This is a genomic window from Natrialba swarupiae (assembly GCF_008245225.1).
GTDB lineage: Archaea > Halobacteriota > Halobacteria > Halobacteriales > Natrialbaceae > Natrarchaeobius > Natrarchaeobius swarupiae.
This window is the reverse complement of the sequence record NZ_VTAW01000009.1, coordinates 104,622-122,600: the sequence shown is the minus strand read 5'-3', so window position 1 is coordinate 122,600 and position 17,979 is coordinate 104,622. Positions and strand designations below refer to the sequence as shown.

Annotated in this window: 16 protein-coding genes; 8 read left to right on the top strand and 8 right to left on the bottom strand. The window is 64.5% G+C overall.

Annotation, left to right across the window (positions count from 1 at the left end; translation table 11 throughout):
* Nucleotides 1–12: 12 nt before the first annotated feature.
* On the bottom strand, nt 13–147 hold the full coding sequence (locus FYC77_RS09125) for a 30S ribosomal protein S27ae (RefSeq protein WP_149081188.1): 135 nt from the start codon (nt 145–147) through the stop codon (nt 13–15).
* A complete protein-coding gene (locus FYC77_RS09120) occupies nt 148–465 on the bottom strand; it encodes a 30S ribosomal protein S24e (protein WP_149081187.1) in 318 nt (105 codons plus the stop codon).
* Nucleotides 466–642: 177 nt separating this feature from the next.
* On the opposite strand from FYC77_RS09120, the gene FYC77_RS09115 reads away from it, so the two are divergent.
* Nucleotides 643–1,887, top strand: coding sequence for a PQQ-binding-like beta-propeller repeat protein (locus FYC77_RS09115; protein ID WP_149081186.1), 1,245 nt, complete (start codon nt 643–645; stop codon nt 1,885–1,887).
* Between the two features lies 1 nt (nt 1,888).
* The gene (locus tag FYC77_RS09110) at nt 1,889–2,785 is read left to right on the top strand and encodes a hypothetical protein (protein ID WP_238386867.1); all 897 of its coding nucleotides are present in this window, start codon (nt 1,889–1,891) and stop codon (nt 2,783–2,785) included.
* Nucleotides 2,786–2,871: 86 nt separating this feature from the next.
* Here the strand turns inward: FYC77_RS09110 and FYC77_RS09105 are convergent, their stop codons facing one another.
* The gene (locus FYC77_RS09105) at nt 2,872–3,882 is read right to left on the bottom strand and encodes a WD40/YVTN/BNR-like repeat-containing protein (protein ID WP_149081185.1); all 1,011 of its coding nucleotides are present in this window, start codon (nt 3,880–3,882) and stop codon (nt 2,872–2,874) included.
* A gap of 222 nt (nt 3,883–4,104) precedes the next feature.
* Here FYC77_RS09105 and FYC77_RS09100 point away from each other — a divergent pair, with 222 nt between their 5' ends.
* On the top strand, nt 4,105–5,643 hold the full coding sequence (locus tag FYC77_RS09100) for a sensor histidine kinase (RefSeq protein ID WP_149081184.1): 1,539 nt from the start codon (nt 4,105–4,107) through the stop codon (nt 5,641–5,643).
* Nucleotides 5,644–5,655: 12 nt separating this feature from the next.
* Here the strand turns inward: FYC77_RS09100 and FYC77_RS09095 are convergent, their stop codons facing one another.
* Complete coding sequence (locus FYC77_RS09095) at nt 5,656–6,069, bottom strand: hypothetical protein (RefSeq protein WP_149081183.1); 414 nt, start codon at nt 6,067–6,069, stop codon at nt 5,656–5,658.
* Nucleotides 6,070–6,229: 160 nt separating this feature from the next.
* Here FYC77_RS09095 and FYC77_RS09090 point away from each other — a divergent pair, with 160 nt between their 5' ends.
* The gene (locus tag FYC77_RS09090; RefSeq protein ID WP_149081182.1) at nt 6,230–7,453 is read left to right on the top strand and encodes an FAD/NAD(P)-binding protein; all 1,224 of its coding nucleotides are present in this window, start codon (nt 6,230–6,232) and stop codon (nt 7,451–7,453) included.
* A gap of 139 nt (nt 7,454–7,592) precedes the next feature.
* Here FYC77_RS09090 and uvrA read toward each other — a convergent pair whose 3' ends face one another.
* Nucleotides 7,593–10,613: an excinuclease ABC subunit UvrA gene (gene uvrA, locus FYC77_RS09085; protein WP_149081181.1), complete on the bottom strand. Its 3,021-nt coding sequence runs from the start codon at nt 10,611–10,613 to the stop codon at nt 7,593–7,595.
* A gap of 199 nt (nt 10,614–10,812) precedes the next feature.
* On the opposite strand from uvrA, the gene FYC77_RS09080 reads away from it, so the two are divergent.
* Together FYC77_RS09080 and FYC77_RS09075 are read left to right on the top strand one after the other, a co-directional pair.
* Complete coding sequence (locus tag FYC77_RS09080; RefSeq protein WP_149081180.1) at nt 10,813–11,316, top strand: hypothetical protein; 504 nt, start codon at nt 10,813–10,815, stop codon at nt 11,314–11,316.
* 196 nt (nt 11,317–11,512) lie between these two features.
* Entirely contained in the window at nt 11,513–13,195 is a 1,683-nt protein-coding gene (locus tag FYC77_RS09075) for a sensor histidine kinase (RefSeq protein ID WP_149081179.1), read from the top strand.
* Nucleotides 13,196–13,309: 114 nt separating this feature from the next.
* Here FYC77_RS09075 and gnd read toward each other — a convergent pair whose 3' ends face one another.
* The 3 genes from gnd to dph5 form a co-directional block, all read right to left on the bottom strand.
* A complete protein-coding gene (gnd, locus tag FYC77_RS09070; RefSeq protein WP_149081178.1) occupies nt 13,310–14,206 on the bottom strand; it encodes a phosphogluconate dehydrogenase (NAD(+)-dependent, decarboxylating) in 897 nt (298 codons plus the stop codon).
* Between the two features lie 130 nt (nt 14,207–14,336).
* Nucleotides 14,337–14,774, bottom strand: coding sequence for a hypothetical protein (locus FYC77_RS09065; protein ID WP_149081177.1), 438 nt, complete (start codon nt 14,772–14,774; stop codon nt 14,337–14,339).
* Nucleotides 14,775–15,193: 419 nt separating this feature from the next.
* Nucleotides 15,194–16,033 (bottom strand): diphthine synthase, encoded by an 840-nt coding sequence (gene dph5 / locus FYC77_RS09060; RefSeq protein WP_149081176.1) that lies wholly within the window; start codon nt 16,031–16,033, stop codon nt 15,194–15,196.
* A 186-nt stretch (nt 16,034–16,219) separates the two neighbouring features.
* Between dph5 and FYC77_RS09055 the strand changes: the two genes are divergently transcribed.
* Together FYC77_RS09055 and FYC77_RS09050 are read left to right on the top strand one after the other, a co-directional pair.
* Nucleotides 16,220–16,909 carry a metal-dependent transcriptional regulator gene (locus FYC77_RS09055; protein WP_149081175.1) on the top strand — a complete coding sequence of 230 codons (690 nt, stop codon included), beginning with the start codon at nt 16,220–16,222 and terminating at the stop codon, nt 16,907–16,909.
* Between the two features lie 63 nt (nt 16,910–16,972).
* Nucleotides 16,973–17,977, top strand: coding sequence for a metal ABC transporter substrate-binding protein (locus tag FYC77_RS09050; RefSeq protein ID WP_149081174.1), 1,005 nt, complete (start codon nt 16,973–16,975; stop codon nt 17,975–17,977).
* Nucleotides 17,978–17,979 lie beyond the last annotated feature (2 nt).

The window sequence follows — 17,979 nt, the reverse complement described above, 5'->3', positions numbered from 1 at the left end:
ATCACCGGCTCGTTACTCCCACTCGGTGTAGCCACACTTCCCGCAGTGTTTGCGGTCGCCGTGGTCGGCGAGGAAGGTGTCGCCACAGCGGGGACACTGCTCGCCCTCGACGGTCCCGTCGTCGCCGTAGAGTTCGTGTCGCGCCATTTACGCCTCCTCCGCTTCGGCGTCGCCCTCGCCGTCGTCGGCGACGATCTTGTTTCGCTCGAGCATGTGGTCGCGCTCGACGTCGCGGGCGAAGTCGGCCGTCTCGTAGACTTTGGCCTTGCCGACGGTCTTTCGCATCCCGAACTTCGTGTCGAGTTTCCGGATGACGACCTCGTCGGCGTCCTTGTTGAGCTTCGCTGCGAGGCTGTCTCGGACCTGGAGGCGCTCGGGGGTGGCTTCGTCGTGGTTTAGTTCGAACGTCACGTCCGTCCTGTGCAACATGGGATTCTCCGTTTCGGAGACGATGTCGACGTCCATGATATCACTCAGTTACACTACTATCCCCGTGTAGCGCCTAAAAGGATTTCGAACCGGCGGGTCGGCCCGTCTCGGAGCCGAGTGATGGCACGGATCGGTGTGAGTTGACAGCCGCCTCGAGCCGGACGCCCGAACGTATGGAAAAACTTTCACGTCGTCCATCCGAGGTCGAATCCGATGCCCTCCAGACGACGACTGCTCGCGGCGAGTAGTGTCTCTGTCGCCGGGATGCTCGGCGCAACGAGCGCCCTCGCTGCGGATGGCGGTGGCCGGACGTCGACCGCGCCGTCGCTCACTCCAGACGGGACAGGGTTCGAGAGCCAGTGGCCGATGGCGCGGTCTGACGCGGCGGGATCCGGCTTCGATCCCGACGCCTCCGGCCCGCAAGCGGAGGTCCGCGAGGCGTGGACGCGGGACCCGGACGCGTCGATCCGCGGATCAGCGCCGCCGATCGTCGTCGGCGACACGCTGTACGTCGTCGGCCGGCGATCGCTGGCCGCCCTCGAACGCGAGACCGGCTCCACCAGATTCGTCCGGGACGGACCGTTCTTCTCGTCGCCGGCGCTGGTCGAGACGAGTGCGTACCGATCCGACGCGCTGGCTCTCTCGGGACGCGCCGGGCTCTACGGGCTCGACGCGACCGGCGGCTACGAACTGCCGGGCCGGACTGTCGGCCTCGAGCGCTGGCACGCGCCGGGAGAGCCCCCGAGTGGCTATCTCAGCGCCGAGCCGAGAGAACCCTCACCCGTCGCCGTCGACGGAACGGTGTACGCGCCCCTCCCCGAAACGGATCGAATCGCCGCGTTCGACGGCAACAGCGGCCGCCTCGAGTGGCAGTACGCGGTGGGCGGTCGATACGCCAGTCCGGCGAACCGGCCGGCCGTACGGGACGGCAAACTCTTCGCCTCGAACGCGCGTTCGGTGGTGGCGAGCGTCGACGCCGACACCGGCGAGGAGCGCTGGCGCGTCGACCTCGAGACGGTCGGGAGCTTACCGCCGACCGCGACGAACGATGGTGTGGTCGTTCCAGCCAGCAACGCCGTCGTGTTCCTCGATGCCGACGACGGCGAGGTGGTGTGGACCTACGACCACGGCGGGAACGCCGATCGGGGAAGCGCCGCCGTCGCCGACGGGACGGCGTTCGTCTCCGACGGCGACGAGGAGCTACACGCGATCGACCTCGAGACGGGCGACGCCGAGTGGACGGCGGAGTACGGTCACGCAGCGAGTCCCGCCGTCGCCGACGGCGTCGTCTACGTCTCTTACTACTGGACCGGCGAACTGCTCGCCGTCGACGCCGAAACGGGTGAACGACTGTGGAGCTACGACGACCCGACCGTCGTCTCCCAGCCGGTCGTCGGCGACGGCACGGTCTACGTCACCACCGACGATGGCGTCCTCGCGCTCGAGGAGGGATCGTAAGATGGCGAACGAGCCATCCAATCGCGACGACCGGTCCGACGACGACCGATTCGATCGTGAGGACCGGTTCGACGACGACGAAACGCCGACGGTCCGCGATCCGGGCCGTCCCCCCGACGGTGACGGCTCGTCCGCCAGTGGCGGGGCGGGTCCGGGGCGCGCTCGATCGCCCGGTGTGCTCTCGAGGGGACTCGAGATACTCCGGACCGATCCGTGGCTGGTCGTTCCGTTCCTGGTCGCCGGAGTCGTCCTCTCGCTCGTCGACGCGCTTCGGCTGCAGGACCCGATTCCCGCGATCGTGCGCGAACCGCTCGTCGCGGACGGGATCGACGTCCAGATCGAGTTCGTCGGCTACCCGGCGGGGGCGACACAGACGGGGGTTCGACTCGAGTCGCTCGTCGGACTCGAGATCCCGTATCTCGTCTGGGGCGTCGGGCTGTCCGCCGTCGCCGTGCTCGTCGTCGTCGCCGCGGGCGTTCTCACGATCACTCGTTCGATGGACGGCCAGGCTCGATTGCGGGGATTCGTCTCGCTTCTCGGGTTCGCGTTGGGTGTCGACCTGGTCAACCGAGCGCTCGGCTCGATCGACCTGCTCCAGGGAATGGGGCTGTTCGGTCTCGTCTGGCTCGCGATCTACCTCTACCTGTTCGTGCGGCTGTTCGCCGTGCCGGGACTCGTCGTCGACGGCCGTTCGCTCCCCGCGGCCCTCGAGGAGAGCTTCGAACTAACGGCGGGACGCGGCTGGTCTATCTTCGGCCTGATCCTCCTGTTCGGACTGGGCGCGTGGCTGCTCGCCGCTGTCCCTCACGTTGGGGCGGCGGCGAGCAGCGCCATCGTCGCCCCGGTCCACGCTGCCGTCATCGTCGCGTTCCTCGAGCAGGCCCGTGAGGACGGGTGAGCGGCGGGTGACCAGCCCCGGTCAGGCCGTCCTCGAGCGCCCCAACACCACGATCACGCCGATATCGGGGCTCGAACACTTCGGCGTCACGCCGACAGTGCGACCAGTCCACGCGGCGTCTGCGCCTCGAGTTCTTCCTCCCACTCGATTTCGACGCGCTCCCAGCGGTCGCCGAAATCGTCGGTAACGAACAGCCCGAGGTTGGTCACGGCGTAGACGACGCCGTCCTCGTCGGTCGTATCGAAGACGGCGCGGACGACGCCCTCGCCGGTCGGGAGTCCGCGGTCGTCGAGCCGGTCCCACGGCTGGTCGCCCCGACGGCGGTAGACGTACGACTCTGCGGACTCCGCGGTGTGAGCCGAGGACGCCCCGCTCGCACTCGAGACCATCACCCCGTCGGGATCGCCGGGATCGGTGACGACGCTCCAGCAGTACCGGTGCTCGAGTCCCTCCTGTGGGTGTTCCCAGTGCTCTCCGCCGTCCGTCGAGACGGCGAAGCCGTCGCCGGCGGCGCTGTAGACCAGTCCCTCGCGGTCGGGGTGAGCCGTCAGACTGTGGTTGTCGCGTCGCGACCCCTCCGGGCGCTCGTGCCAGGTGTCGCCGCCGTCGGTACTGAGAACGAATGTGCCCGCTTCGATGCCGACGTAGAGACGATCCGGGTCGAACGGATCCACCGCGAGCCACCGGACGTGATGGGTGTGCGGTCGCGGGGGGAAGAACCACTCGTCTTCGGAGGGGAGGTCGGCGATCCCCTCGAGGTGCGACCACGAGTCGCCGCCGTCGGTCGAGCGGTAGACGCGACTCGGCTCGGTGCCGGCGTAGACCGTCTCCGCATCGTTCGGATCGATTGCGATCGACGTGATCGCGTCGCTTCCGGCCGGGATCTCGAGGTGCGACCACGAGTCACCGCCGTCGGTCGAGCGGTAGAGTCCATCCTCGAAGGTACCGACGAACACTCGCTCTGGTGCCCCAGACGAGGCGGCGACGCACTCGAGGCTGTGGCCCTCGAGTCGGGCGGTCAGATCCCAGCAATTGGGGGCGGCGTCGCGTCGACAGACCAGGAGTCGATCACGCAAGGCGACGTATGCGATGACCATACCGCCACGTACGGTTGCGATCCTCATAGAGGCCTCGTGCTCCGGCTCTGTGTCTGTGTCGGATCTGTGGTCTGGGACATCTGGTCGATCGGGTCCGCTCGACTGTCCCACGAATTCGCGAATATGTGTCGGTGCTCGTGATATTGACGAATTTCCGTCACGTGTCACACAACAGCCAATTGACTTATGTGTCGAGTATTCACATGATGATCCGTCACAACGATGTCGCCACGCCCTCGGTTCGCGTTCACCTGCGTCCGCGAGCGCTCGCTTTCGCTCGTCGGGCTCGCGCTGATTTCCGTCGCCAGTCTCGTCGTGGCCGCCGTCGGCAGTCGGTTTCCCGCGGTGGTACTCGAGTTGTCCACTCCTATCGCGGTCGGGTGTGCGCTCGTCTGGTACGACATCCGAAAGCCGGTTCTCGAGCGCGACCGACGGCGGGCCCCCGTCGTCGCTGGCTGTGCCGTCGGCGGCGGCGTGTTGGTCGCCGTCGGATCCGTCTGGAGTATCGTCCTCGCGGTTCCCGGTGATGGGTCCCTATCCAGGGAACTCGGCATCGCGCTGTTGACGACGACGAGCGTCGGTGTCGCCCTCGGAACCGCCCTCGGACATCTCCACGAAGATCGAGCGAGTCAGCGCCGCGAAACTAACCGGCTCACTCACGCGATCGATACTGCGATGGACGCCATCGCCGTCGTCGTCGATGGCCGTCTCGCCTCGGTCAACGGAGCGTACGCGTCGCTGTACGGCGTCGGCGATCCTGCGAGACTCGAGGGTCGAATGTGGGACGAGGGGTACACGAACGAATCGCTCGTCACGATCGAACAGGAGGCGATGCCGGCTCTCGACGATCGTGGCTACTGGCGAGGGGATCTGACAGGAACGCGAATCGACGGGACCACGTTCCGGCAAAGCGTCAGGATGACGACGAGAGACGACGGGGAAGGCTACGTCGTCGTCGCCCGCGACGTGACCGACCAGGTCGATCGCGAACAGCGAATCCAGGTCCTGAACCGAGTTCTCCGGCACAACCTCCGAAACGCCTTCACCGTCATCCGCGGGCACGCTAACCTCGTCGGCGAGTACGACGAGACGCTCGAGCGCCGTCACGTCGACCCTATCCGCGAGGAGATCGACGATCTGCTCGAGACCGCCGACAAGGCACGTGGCATCGAACGAAAACTCGAGCGACGCGACCGCGGCGAGACGATAGACGCCACCGACGCCGTCAGAGCCGTCGTCGATCGAGCGAAAGCTGCGTACCCTGGTGTTCGGATCGTGACACGCACGGAGACGCCGACCGCCGACTCCCGGATGCCAACGACCGAGAAGACGGTCGTCGACGCGCTCGACGAACTCGTCGACAACGCCGTCGAACACCACCGCGGCCGAACGCAACTCGATCGTCCGGATCAGGCGATACCGTCGACCGGTGGATCCAACGACGGAGCCGAACCGCTGACTGTGGAAGTCACCGCCGAAGTCGTCGAGTACCCGGTGACGTCGCGTCTCGAGTTCACCGTCGCGGACGACGGTGACGGCATTCCCGTCTCGGAGCGACGGGCAGTTCTTCAGGGTGAGGAGACGCAATTGGCCCACGGATCGGGGCTCGGACTCTGGTTCGTCAGCTGGATCGTCAGCAACGTCGGGGGTGACCTCGAGTTTACCGACCGACAGGACGGCGGTACGAGCGTGACGCTCTTGTTACCCTACGAGCGAGAGGAGAACGTCTACGAAACGACGGCGGCGGAGAGCACGGTGTAAACTTCGCCTCGCCTACGCCTCGACTACGAACGCATCCTCGTCGATCTGCAGGCCGCCGAACCAGCACTCGAGGGCACCGAAGGCGAGAATCAGTGCAACCCCCAGTGCGAAGACGGCGTTGAGCAGTCCGACCCATCCGGACACCTCGAGTAACTGGACGAACCCAACCGTACTCGAGCCGAGTGCGAGGACCGCCAGCCCGACCGCGCCGATGCGGGGCCAGCTGACGCTCACGACGCCAAGTGGGAGTCGCTCGACGGCGGCGGCGACGACCAGCGCGAGGCCGCCAATAGCGAGCCACGAGAGCAACAGCAGGTCCTCAAGTTGGGTGGGCGCGCCGAAGGCAACGAAGAGTCCGCCAGCGATCGCCAGCGAGACGAACCCGCCGCCGAGAAAGCGACGGCGAACGGATTGCTTGGTGCTCATAGCGTGTCCCCTGCTTTCGCGTCCCTGCCAGTAATCGTTCGGATTTCCTGCGGTGGTTCGCTTTCGACGGCGACACTCTTGGCCCGATACGAGTGAACGGCACGAGCAGAGATCCGCAGTTGTTAAAGCAATTGGCTTGGTTAACAACGTCTGATACCCAGTGGTCGACACGTCAGTACTCATCGTCGGGGGCGGCGTCCACGGCGTTCACCACGCGATTCGACTGCTCGAGAACGATCTCGTCACTCGAGATCGGCTGCGAATCGTCGAGCCCAACGGGCTGTTGGGCGGCTTTCGACGAAAGTGCACACAGTGTGGCATGACGGAGCTCAGATCGCCGTTCGTCCACCACGTCGACCCCGATCCGTTCTCCTTGCGGGATTTCGCCCGCGCTCGAGGGCGGGAAAACGAACTCGTCGTGAGCCAGGTCGGGTCGAACCGACCGACGGCCGCGCTGTTTTTCGACCACGCCGATGCGCGCTGTGAGCGCTACGATCTCGACGAACTCGTCGTCGACGCGACCGTGACTCGAGTCGTAGACCGAGATAATCGCGTCGAGGTCGAGACCACGGGTGGTCGGTTCGCTGTGCGGTGGTGCCTGTTGGCCGTTGGCCACGATCGATCGTACGCCTTCCCCGACTGGGCGCGCGACCTCCCGCCGTCGACGCCGGTAACGCACGTCTGGGGTCGGGACTTCGATTCCGGTGCAATCGGCGAGTTCGCTTCGGTCGGTATCGTCGGCGGCGGAATCACGGCCGCACAGCTCGCCACGAGCCTGGCCCAGCCTGGACGGGACGTAACGCTGTTCGTCCGCAGCCCGTTCGCCGTCGAGACCCTCGAGGCCAGTACCGACTGGATGCACTTCTCCGGGCCTGTGGCTGACCTGCAGGAACTCCCGCCGGCCTCGAGTGCCCGCGCTCGGACGGTTCGTGACGCCCGTCACGACGGCGCGATGCCACCGTACGTCTTCGGCCGCCTCCGGCAGGCAATCGAGGACGGATCGATCTCCCTCGAGCGCACCGAAATTACCGAGGCGACCCCGGCTGGTGGTACCGTTGTGGTCGCGTGTCGCGACGGGACCGCGATGTGTCTCGACCACCTCGTCTGTGCGACCGGTTTCGGCTCACCGTACGACGGGCCGTTGTTCAGTCGAATTCGAGAGGGATCGACGCTGGCGACCGGCTACCGCGGTGCACCGGTGCTCGCGGACGATACCCTCCGATGGCGTCGTGACGACGGCTCGCCGTCGCGGATCCTCGTCACGGGTGTCGCGGCACAACAGGTACTCGGCCCGTTCGCCCGCAACGTCATCGGCGCTCGACGGGCGGGAACGCTCGTCTGCGACGCGCTCGCATCGAACCTCGAGACGGCAGCCCATACGTAAGACTGTCGCTCGAGATAGTTAGTAACCTGTCTGGCTGTGTTACCAAAACACTTGTTCGATGCCGCTGTATTGCGGTGTGTACGACTGAGTCGAACGAGACGAGCGGAAGGTCGAAGGCGGACAAAAGCGAGAACCGGCGTCAGTCGTCATCCAGCGGCGCTGACACCGGCTCGCCGCGTTCGCCGCGTGGTCCCTCGAGTTCCACGTTCGGCAGCAGGTCTCGGAGGTATCGCCCTGTGTGCGACTCCTCGAGTCGGGCGACCTCTTCGGGCGTGCCAGTCGCGACGACCTCGCCGCCGTGTTCGCCGCCTTCGGGGCCGAGGTCGATAATGTGGTCGGCGTTTTTCACGAGGTCGAGTTCGTGTTCGATGACGACGACGGTGTTGCCGTCGTCGGTCAGGCGGTGGAGCACCTCGATGAGCTTGCGCTCGTCCTCGTGGTGTAAGCCGGTGGTGGGCTCGTCGAGCAGGTAGAGCGTCTCCCCGGAGTCTTTCTTTCCTAACTCTTCGGCGAGCTTGATTCGCTGGGCCTCGCCACCGGAGAGCGTCGTCGAGGGCTGTCCGAGGGTCATGTAGTCCAGCCCGACGTCTTTCAGCAGTTTGAGCCGCCGTCGGATCTGGGAGTTCGACTCGAAGAAGTCGTAGGCTTCGCCGACTTCCATCTCGAGGACGTCCGAGATCGTTTTCCCCTTGTAGGTGACGTCGAGCGTTGCGTCGTTGTACCGTGCGCCGTCACACTCCTCGCAGGGGACGTAGACGTCCGAGAGGAAGTTCATCTCGATTTTCACCGTACCCTGCCCGCCACACTCCTCACAGCGCCCGCCCTTGACGTTGAACGAGAAGCGCCCCTTCTCGTAACCGCGCTGTTTCGAGAGCTTCGTCTGGGCGAACAGTTCCCGGACGTAATCGAAGACGTTGGTGTACGTCGCCGGGTTCGACCTGGGCGTGCGACCGATCGGCGACTGGTCGATCAGCCTGACCGTCTCGATCTCCTCTATGCTCTCGAGGGCATCGTGGTCGCCCGGAACGACGCTCGTGTTGTCGTTCATCTCGCGGGCCAGTCCCTTGTAGAGTACCTCGTGCATGAGCGTCGATTTTCCGGATCCCGAGACGCCCGTGATCGCGGTGAAACAGCCAAGCGGAATGTCGACGTCGACGTCGTCGAGGTTGTGCTGGCGAGCCCCGCGGATCGTCAGCGTGCCGTCGGACTCGATGCCCTCGTCCGACGTCGTCCCACTCGCTTCGCTCGCGGGACCGCCATCGGGGTCGCGTCGCTCGTCGGGGACCGGAATCTGTCGGCGTCCGGAGAGATAATCGCCCGTAATGGACTCCTCGCAGGCTTTGACCTCCTCGACGGGGCCGTTGACGACGACCTCGCCGCCACGCTTGCCGGGGCCGGGCCCCATGTCGATGACGTTGTCTGCACGGCGCATCGTCTCCTCGTCGTGTTCGACCACGAGGAGCGTGTTCCCGAGGTCGCGAAGCTCCTCCAAGGTGTCGAGCAGGCGATCGTTGTCCCGCTGGTGGAGCCCGATCGAGGGCTCGTCTAACACGTAGAGGACGCCGACGAGGCCGGAGCCGATCTGCGTCGCGAGCCGGATGCGCTGGCTCTCCCCACCCGAGAGGGTGGAGGCCTCGCGGTCGAGCGTGAGGTACTCGAGGCCGACCTCGACCATGAAGCTCAGGCGAGCGCGGATCTCTTTTAGGATCTCCTCGGCGATCACCTTCTCGCGTTCGGTGAAGTTCGCCTCGAGCGACTCGAAGTGTGCCAGCGCGTCGCCGATGCTCATCGCGTTGATCTCCGTAATGGAGGTGCCATCGACCAGCACCGCGCGGGAGGCGGGTTTGAGCCGAGTGCCGTCACAGGCGGGACACTCGGTCACGGACATGTAGTCCTCGATGTGTTCGCGCGTCGAGTCCGAGTCGGTCTCGAGGTAGCGCCGATCGAGATTCGGAACGATTCCCTCGAAGCGCTTGCGCTTGCGCCGGATTCCGTTCTTCGTGTTGCGCTTGAACAGCACCTGATCGCTGGTGCCATAGAGAAACGCCTCGCGGATCCCGTCGTCGACGTCCTCGAGTGGTGTCGACAGGGAGACGTCGAAGTGTTCGGCGACCGCATCGAGTCGCGTTTGGTAGTACGATCGGTTGTAGCTCCAGGGTTCGAAGACCTCCTTCAGCGGCTTGGATTCGTCCTGGACCACCAGGTTCTCGTCGACCTCTTTCGTCTCGCCTAACCCCTCACACTCGGGGCAGGCGCCGTGAGGCGAGTTGAACGAAAAGGAGCGTGTCTCGATCTCCGGGACGTCGATCCCACAGTGGGTACACGCCAGGTCCTTCGAGAACTCGACGACGAAGCGGTCGTCCGTCTCGACCTCGTCGCCCAGCGCACCCGTCCGGCGGGCCTCCTCGCCGAGATCTGTGACGGTTTCTTCCGGCGGATCCGGGAGGATGAGCTTCAGGACGCCGTCGGCCTCCTCGAGTGCGGTCTCGACGCTGTCGACGATCCGTGGGCGATCCTCAGTCGAGACGCGAATCCGGTCGACGACGACGTCGACGGTGTGATCGAAGTTCTCGTCTAAGTCGGGGTCATCGAGCGTGAGGTCGTACTCCTCGCCGTCGACCTCGACGCGGGAGTAGCCCTCGGAGACGAGTTCCTCGAAGAGGTCTTCGAAGGCTCCCTTCTGGTCGCGGACGACCGGGGCGGCGATTTTGGCACGTGTTCCCTCGGGTAACTCGAGGATGCGCTCGACCATGTTTTGGGCCGACTGCTCGCCGACCTCACGACCGCACTCTGGACAGTGGGGTGTGCCGACGCGGGCGTAGAGCAGTCGGAGGTAGTCGTGGAGTTCCGTGACGGTCCCGACCGTCGATCGGGGGTTGTTCGCGGCGTTTTTCTGGTCGATCGAGATCGCCGGGGAGAGACCCTCGACGGTCTCGACCTGCGGTTTGTCCATCTGGCCGAGGAAGTTCCGGGCGTACGCCGAGAGACTCTCGATGTACCGTCGCTGGCCCTCCGCGTACACCGTCTCGAACGCGAGCGAGGACTTGCCCGACCCCGAGAGTCCGGTGACGACGGTAAACGACTCGCGGGGGATAGTGACGTCGAGATCCTTCAGGTTGTGCTCTTGTGCACCCCGCACCTCGATGTACTCTTTCGTCATGGACTGGGTGTGACTGGAAACCGGCCTGTTTCGCGTCGCGGTACCCGATTCATCGTAATTGCGTCAGTGGCCGGAGGAACTTAACACGTCTGAAAGCGTAACAGTGTGTCGCGTGTTAGCGTGGCCGACAGGGCGGTCGACGACGAACGCGGGGCAATACGTCCAAAGTGACTTCGGTAAGGGACACCAACGCGAGGGTATGAGCGATGACGCCCCATCGCTGTCGGTCGACGAATTCGTCGACTACTGTCGGACGCAGGCGGGGCTTCTCTCCGGACAGGTACAGACGATGGGCGACGAGGCGGACGAGTTGCTCGACGAGATCGACGAGGAGATGGCCGAGATCCGGACCCGACTCGGGGAGCGCGGCGTCGGCCCGACGACGCCGTCCTCGACCGAGCGTCCAACCGGCGACGAAATCGACCTCGAGGCGATCGAGGAGTTACAGCGCGATTTAGAGGAGAAACAGCTCCTCGTCGAGGCGAAACAGGCGCGAATGCAGGCCTTCCAGGACCTCGCAGCGGGCTACACCGACCTCGCGACGGAGTTAGACGCCGTCGAGGACGGTCACGACGCGATGGAACGCGTGGTCCGCTTCGAGGCCGACCACGATGCGCCGGCGTACTTCGACGAGCGCCAGACGATGTACGAGGCGGCCGCGAAGTCAGACGACTCGAGCGGGCCGTCCCCGGACGTCGAGTGAGGAGTCAAACGGGTGGTAGAGCGTCTCATACGGGTTTCTGTGGCTGTTCACCGCCGATTGCCAGTAGTCGGGGTCGGCGGATTCCGATTCCCGTCGTGGTGACGGTCGACTGCGAACGGGCGAACCGCGGTGACCGGTAGCGTTTCTGCCACAAGAGCGATGAGGGACGTTCGAGAAGTGAGGATGTTGACCGGACATGCTCGAACAGTCACAGTCGCTGCCGGAGTTTGCCTATCTCCTCCTCTTCGGTATCTCCGCGCTGTGTTGTTTCGGAAGTCTACACCGGGTGAGGAGCATCGAACACGACGACACTCGACGCGGGCTCTACTGGCTGTTGCTCGCGAGTGGCGGATGGGCTGCGTCTCATGTCGGCTACCTCGCCGCTCCGACGACGGGGCTCCAGTACGCGTTTTTCGTGATAGGACTCTGCATCGGAATCGCGGCGGTCGGTCCCTGGTTGTACTTCTGTTCGGCGTACACCGGTCGGTCGCTACACCGAAACGGAACGGTGCGCCGAACCGCAGTCGCCGTCTTCCTCGTGATCGTCGCGCTGAAGGTAACGAATCCGGCTCACGGCTGGTACTTCACCGCCGAACCTGCCACGTTCCCGTTCCCCTACCTCGAGATCCACCACGAACCGTTACACTGGGTTGTGATGGCGTTCGCGTACGCACTCTCGTTCGTCGGGTTTTTCATGCTCCTGGAGCTGTTCGCTCGTGTCAGCTTCGATACGCGTATCCTCTTCGCCCTCGTCGCACTCACCGGATTGCCCGTCGTGTTCGACGTATTCGGTGCCGTCTCGACGGTCCTCGTCGACATCACGTACTCCCCGGTCGGAGTCGCCGCGTTCGCCGTCGGCGTCTGTTACGTCCATCTCGACCGGCTCCAACTCGTCAGGATGGCTGGTGAGACGGACGATCCAGTCATCATTCTCGACGATCGAGAGAGAATACGGGATTACAACGCGTCGGCGCTCGAGTCGTTCCCCTCACTCGCCGATAGCGTCGGGACGCCACTCGAGGAACAGCTCCCGACGGTCAGTTCGACGATCGAATCGTCGGACCCACTACTGGAGACAGCGGACGCCACGGAACCGAAGTTTTACCGAATTTCTGTAAACCCCTTCTCGGCGGATCGAACCCGGATCGGGCGGGCCATCTCGTTTACCGACGTCACGTCCCGAGAGCGCTACCGACGGAAACTGGAGGCAAAAAACGAGCGACTCGAGGAGTTCGCAGGCGTCGTCTCCCACGACCTGCGGAATCCGCTCACGGTCGCACAGGGTCGGACACAACTCGCCATCGCGGAAGCGGATACCGATCACCTCGAGGCCGTTGTCGACGCCCACGACCGAATGGAAGTCCTCATCGACGAGTTGCTCTCGCTCGCTCGAGAAGGGAACTCGATCGACGAACTGGAGCGACTCGATCTCTCGGCCGTCGCTCGCCGATCCTGGGAGATGATCGACGCGGAGAGGGCCGAGCTCGTTCTCGAAACCGATCGAGAGGTGGCGATCGAGGCCGACCCCGAGCGGCTCCAACAGCTGTTCGAGAACCTCTACCGGAACGCACTCGAGCACGGCGGACGGGATGTAACCGTCGTCGTCGGTGAGTTACCCGACGGCGCAGGATTCTTCGTCGAGGACGACGGTACCGGAATCGCGCCGGAGCGACGATCGGAGGTCTTCGACGCCGGCTACACGACCGCATCGAACGGAACGGGGTTCGGTCTCCCGATCGTCGAAGAGATCGCCACCGGCCACGGCTGGACCGTTCGAGCGACGGCGGGACGTGACGGCGGTGCCCGGTTCGAGGTGGCGGTTCCGCCCGATTCGAGACGTGTCGCCAGATCGACGTCGCCCCCGTCGGAGGGGACGTGATGCTGTCCGACCGGGAGAGACGTCCCGACGTAGAACAGACCCGATCGGTGTAGACGTCGATGAGTGGGGATCTGATCGGTGTAGTCGCGGGTCATCCGATCGATCGCCTGTCGGCTACCGACGCGGAACCTCGTGTCGACCGAAGCCGTACCGGAGTCGGCTGGCGAGTCGGCGCGAGAAGCGGCCGTCGTCGGCTCGTGAGCCGAACCGCTCCGCGAGCGAGGTGTAGATCAGTGGTAACGGCACCTCCTGTTCTAAGGCTTCCTGGACAGTCCAGGTACCGGTCGAGCCACCCTCGATGCGGTCGGCGACGTCGCCGAGGTCGGTGCCCTCCTCGCGGAACGCCTCCTCGCAGAGTTCGAGCAGCCACGAGCGGATGACGGCCCCGTTGTTCCAGACCGACGCGACCGACTCGAGGTCGAGATCGTATCGCCCCTCGTGGAGCAACTCGAACCCCTCGCCGTAGGCCTGCATCAGCGCGTACTCGACGCCGTTGTGAACCATCTTCACGTAGTGGCCCGACCCCGCCGGCCCCATCCGTTCGTGGCCGTCGGGGCCGGTGGCGACGGCGTCGAACGCCGGCTCGAGTTCCTCGTAGGCCCACTCGGGTCCGCCGACCATCAGGGAGAACCCGAGTTCCGCACCCGCCGGGCCGCCGGAGGTACCACAGTCGAGATACGCCGCAGAACAGGCCTCCGCCCGTCGAACCGAGTCCTCGAAGTAGGAGTTGCCGCCGTCGACGACCACGTCGTCACCGTCGAGGTGGGGCTCGAGTTCCTCGAGGGTCGCGTCGACCGCTTCGCCGGCGGGGACCATCAACCAGATTCGCTTCTCTTCGCCGAGTTCGTCGGCCAGATCGGGGACGGAGTCGGCCGGCTCCGCGCCGGCGTCGGCCGCCGTCGCGACGGCTTCCGGCTCCAGATCGAAGGCGACGACGTCGTGACCCGCCTCGAGAACGCGGTCGACGACGATCTGGCCCATCCGTCCGAGTCCGATTACGCCAAGATGCATGTCAGTAGCTCCGGGTCGGTGGGTGGTAGTAATTGTGATTCCCGTGTCTGTTCTGTCGTGGTACAAAAACGCCGACGGACGTGGCGAACGCTGTGTCTCACTGAACCGGGGTCGCTACCGAGGATTGTGATCAGTAGAGCGGATCCTCGAGACGGGCCCAGCCGATCGCGTCGAGGACGACGAACCGGTCGTCGTAGTGGACGTAGACGCCGTTGTACGAGCTGTTGTTCCCGTCGTAGTAGGGAAGCGAGCCGCGGATCGCGTCGACGACCGACCACGCGCCGTCGCGGTCGAGAGTGACGTGTTCCCACTCCTCGCGCGCGCTGTTTCGCACGGCTCGCTTGATCGCTCGCCGAGCGCCCGGGATCTCGTCGAGGCGTCGCGACGAGGCGTCGACGACGGTTGCGTCGACCGGAATCTCGTCGGGGCCGACGAGTCGAGCCCCGAGGTCCGCCTTCGAACGGGATCGTTCATCGCGGGATCGGCTCGAGCGCAGCGCGTAGCCGACGAGTGCGGCCGTCCCGACCGCGAGCAGCGGGACCGCCAGTCGTTTCCCCCTGTTTATCATGGGAGTACGTTACAGCAACCGACTAAGTATCTTTCGCAAGAATGTCCGGTTCTCGCCAGATTTCTGACGGAAACCGCTACGTTCGTCCCAAAACGCCGGATCGTCGCCGCTACCCGGTGAACCACCTCGAGTACGGTGGATCGGGGTTTTTCGGTCCTTCAATCGTGTGAAAACACTGTCACCCGCTCGGACTCCGCGGCTCGAACCTGAAGGCGAGAGCGACGTCTCGGATCGATCTGAACAGCGCTCCATCACAGGAACGGCCACGGACGCCACAGAGACTCTCTGTCAGATCGTGTCTCCAGCGATTGCGGCCGACCAACGGAACACGCTAACACGGGCCGTGCGGGAATGGACCACGACGTTGCCGCCAAACAGAACCACGACGATGTTTTGGCCCAGACGACGGGTAAACTGTCTCAGACGATGTCGAGCGCTTCCCGATCGACACCGGCGAGTTCGACCAGTGCATCGGCCTCGAGGAGGTGACACTCACCGGGGATCACGAGGAGGTGCAGCGGGTCGCCGAACGACCGCTCGGCGAGTTCGGTCATCGTGGCGGCGTCGACCAGGGGGTCGGGACTGCCGGCGCGTGCGACGACGACCCCCACGAGTTCGGGGTACTCCTCGGCGAGCAGGGCCGCTCCGACGTCGGCGGTCATGTACTGGTCGCCGTCGGCGCGGTCGTATCCGACCGTATCCTCAGGCCGGTTTGCGGTCTGACTGCTGGTTGGATCGTATCCAACCTTGATGTCGAGGTAGACGACCGTGTGCAGTCCGTCGGCGCGGTTGTCGTCGATCGTGTCGGTCACGCTCGCCGGCAGTCCGTCCGCGCCGTGGGCGTAGGGAAACGGGAGCGTTGTCGCCTTTCCGAACCGGTAGTTCTGGAGCCCGGTCAGGGAACTCGTCGCCGTCTGGGCGGTGACGCCGTGGATCACCCGCGTCTCGATCCCGCGTTCGTGGGCGCGAAGCCGCAGGTCGACGTGGGTCGTCGAGATCATCGTATCGCCGGCGGTCAGGAACGCGACGTCTTCGTTCTCGGCGGCCTCGAGTACGTCCTCGGGATGTTGCTCGACGCCGGCGCGGTCGCGTACCTCGATCTCGATGCCGTGGACGTCCTCGAGGTCCGGGACGGACGCTCCGATCAGCTTGCTGGTGTAAAACTCGGCGTACGCCCGATCCGCCTCTCGCAGGGCTCGCTGTCCCTCGACGGTAATCGATCGCTCGTCGTAGAGGCCGAGTCCGATGAACGTGAGCATACTCGCCGTAGTCGGTAGCGCGGTTATAACGTTACGTGTCGTCACGGACCGAGTCCATCGAGCGTGAGCGTGTTCGATCGTCGCTTGCGACCGACGGTGAGCGTCGATGGGGACACTGTCCGCCAGCAATCGCGACTAACCAAACATTAGCCAAAACAATATTAATAGTTAGCCCCATCTAACACCATGCCGAGTACCGTCATGGAGGATTATCTCAAGGCGATCTACGAGCTACAGACCGAGTACAACGGCGCTCGAGTACGAACGTCCCAGATTGCGGATTATCTCGGGGTGACCGCACCTACGGCGACGAGCATGTTTTCAACTCTCGAGTCGAACGATTACGTCGAATACGAGAAGTACAACGGTGCGGTGTTGACCGAGGCGGGTGAACAGGTCGCCCTCCGGCTCGTCCGGAACCACCGGTTGCTCGAGACGTATCTCACGGCCAAGTTTGGCTACCGGCTGAGCGACGTACACGACGAAGCGGATCGGCTCGAACACCACATTAGTGACAGACTCGTGGCGTGTCTCGCTGACGAACTGGACGACCCCACGACCGACCCTCACGGTGCACCGATCCCGACGGCGTCGCTCGACGTTCCCGACCGTCCGCGCGGTAACCAGCTGTCCGCGTTCGCGGAAGGCAAGACCGTCGTCGTCCTGGAGGTTGACGATCGCGACGACGGGGTTCTCGAGTACCTCTCGAACCGGCAGATCGTCCCGGAGACTGCACTCACCATCGAATCGGTCGCACCGTTTGGGATGGTCACGGTGTCCCCGGTCGGACGCGACGAGTCAGTACCGTTACCGGCCGACGTCGCCAATCTCGTCTGGGGAGCGTCGATAACGAACAGCGACCGAGAAGGTATTTAGACAAATCTAATTTATTTTGTTGTACCGTAAGGTACTTTATTTAGCTACTGCAAACTCCTCGTGATGATAGACGAAACGAGCGATACGAAGCGGTATGGGGTTACGAGACGGACGGCACTGGCCGGCGCAGGCGGACTCCTCGCTGGCATCGCCGGCTGTGTCGGCGACGACCCACAGGACGACTCGAACGGTACGGGCACCGGAACCGACGACGGGTCGGAGTCCGAGACGGACGACACCAGCGACCAGACGGAGTACACCGTTTCGACCGGATTTCTCGCCCTGTGGGATCTCACGCGCAACGTCACGGGAGACCAGATGGAGGTCGTCGATCTCGTCCCGATTGGTGAACACGGCCACGAGTTCGATCCCGGCCCAGGCGTCGTCTCGGACGTCGAGGAGTCGGACGTCTTCATCTACCTTCGCGATTTCGCCAGCTGGCAGGACGACGCCGCTTCGTCACTCGAGGAGGATGGTGACGTTCACGTGATCGAAGCCGCCGAGGGAATCGAGTTCTTCGATAGCCCCGCGGAGGACGACGACGAGCACGTCTGGATGGATCCCGTCGAGTGTCAGACCATGGTCGACAACATCGCGGACGAACTCGCGGCGTTCGACCCGGACAACGCCGACGAGTACGAGGCGAACGCGGACGCGTTCAACGACGAACTCCAGGCGGTCCACGAGGAGTTCGAAGCGATCGTCGACCGTGCGACCGTCGATCAGTTGATCGTCGGAACCCACGACTCGTTCCAGTGGTGGCACCGACGGTACGACCTCGATATCTTCTCGCCCGTTGGCACCTCCCCCGACGACGAGGCCTCGGCCCAGGACGTCGAGGAGATCGAGAGTGTCATGGACGAGTACGGTCTCGAGCACGTGCTCTACGACGTCGGCGAACCCAATAATCTGGCAGAGTCGATCGCCGCCGAAACCGACGCCGAAGTGCTCCCGATCTCGCCCGTCGAAACCCAGCTCCCGGAGTATCACGAACAGGACTGGGGGTACGTCGAGCACTATCGTGACGTAAACTTCCCGACGCTCGAGGAGGCACTCCAAACGGAGTGATT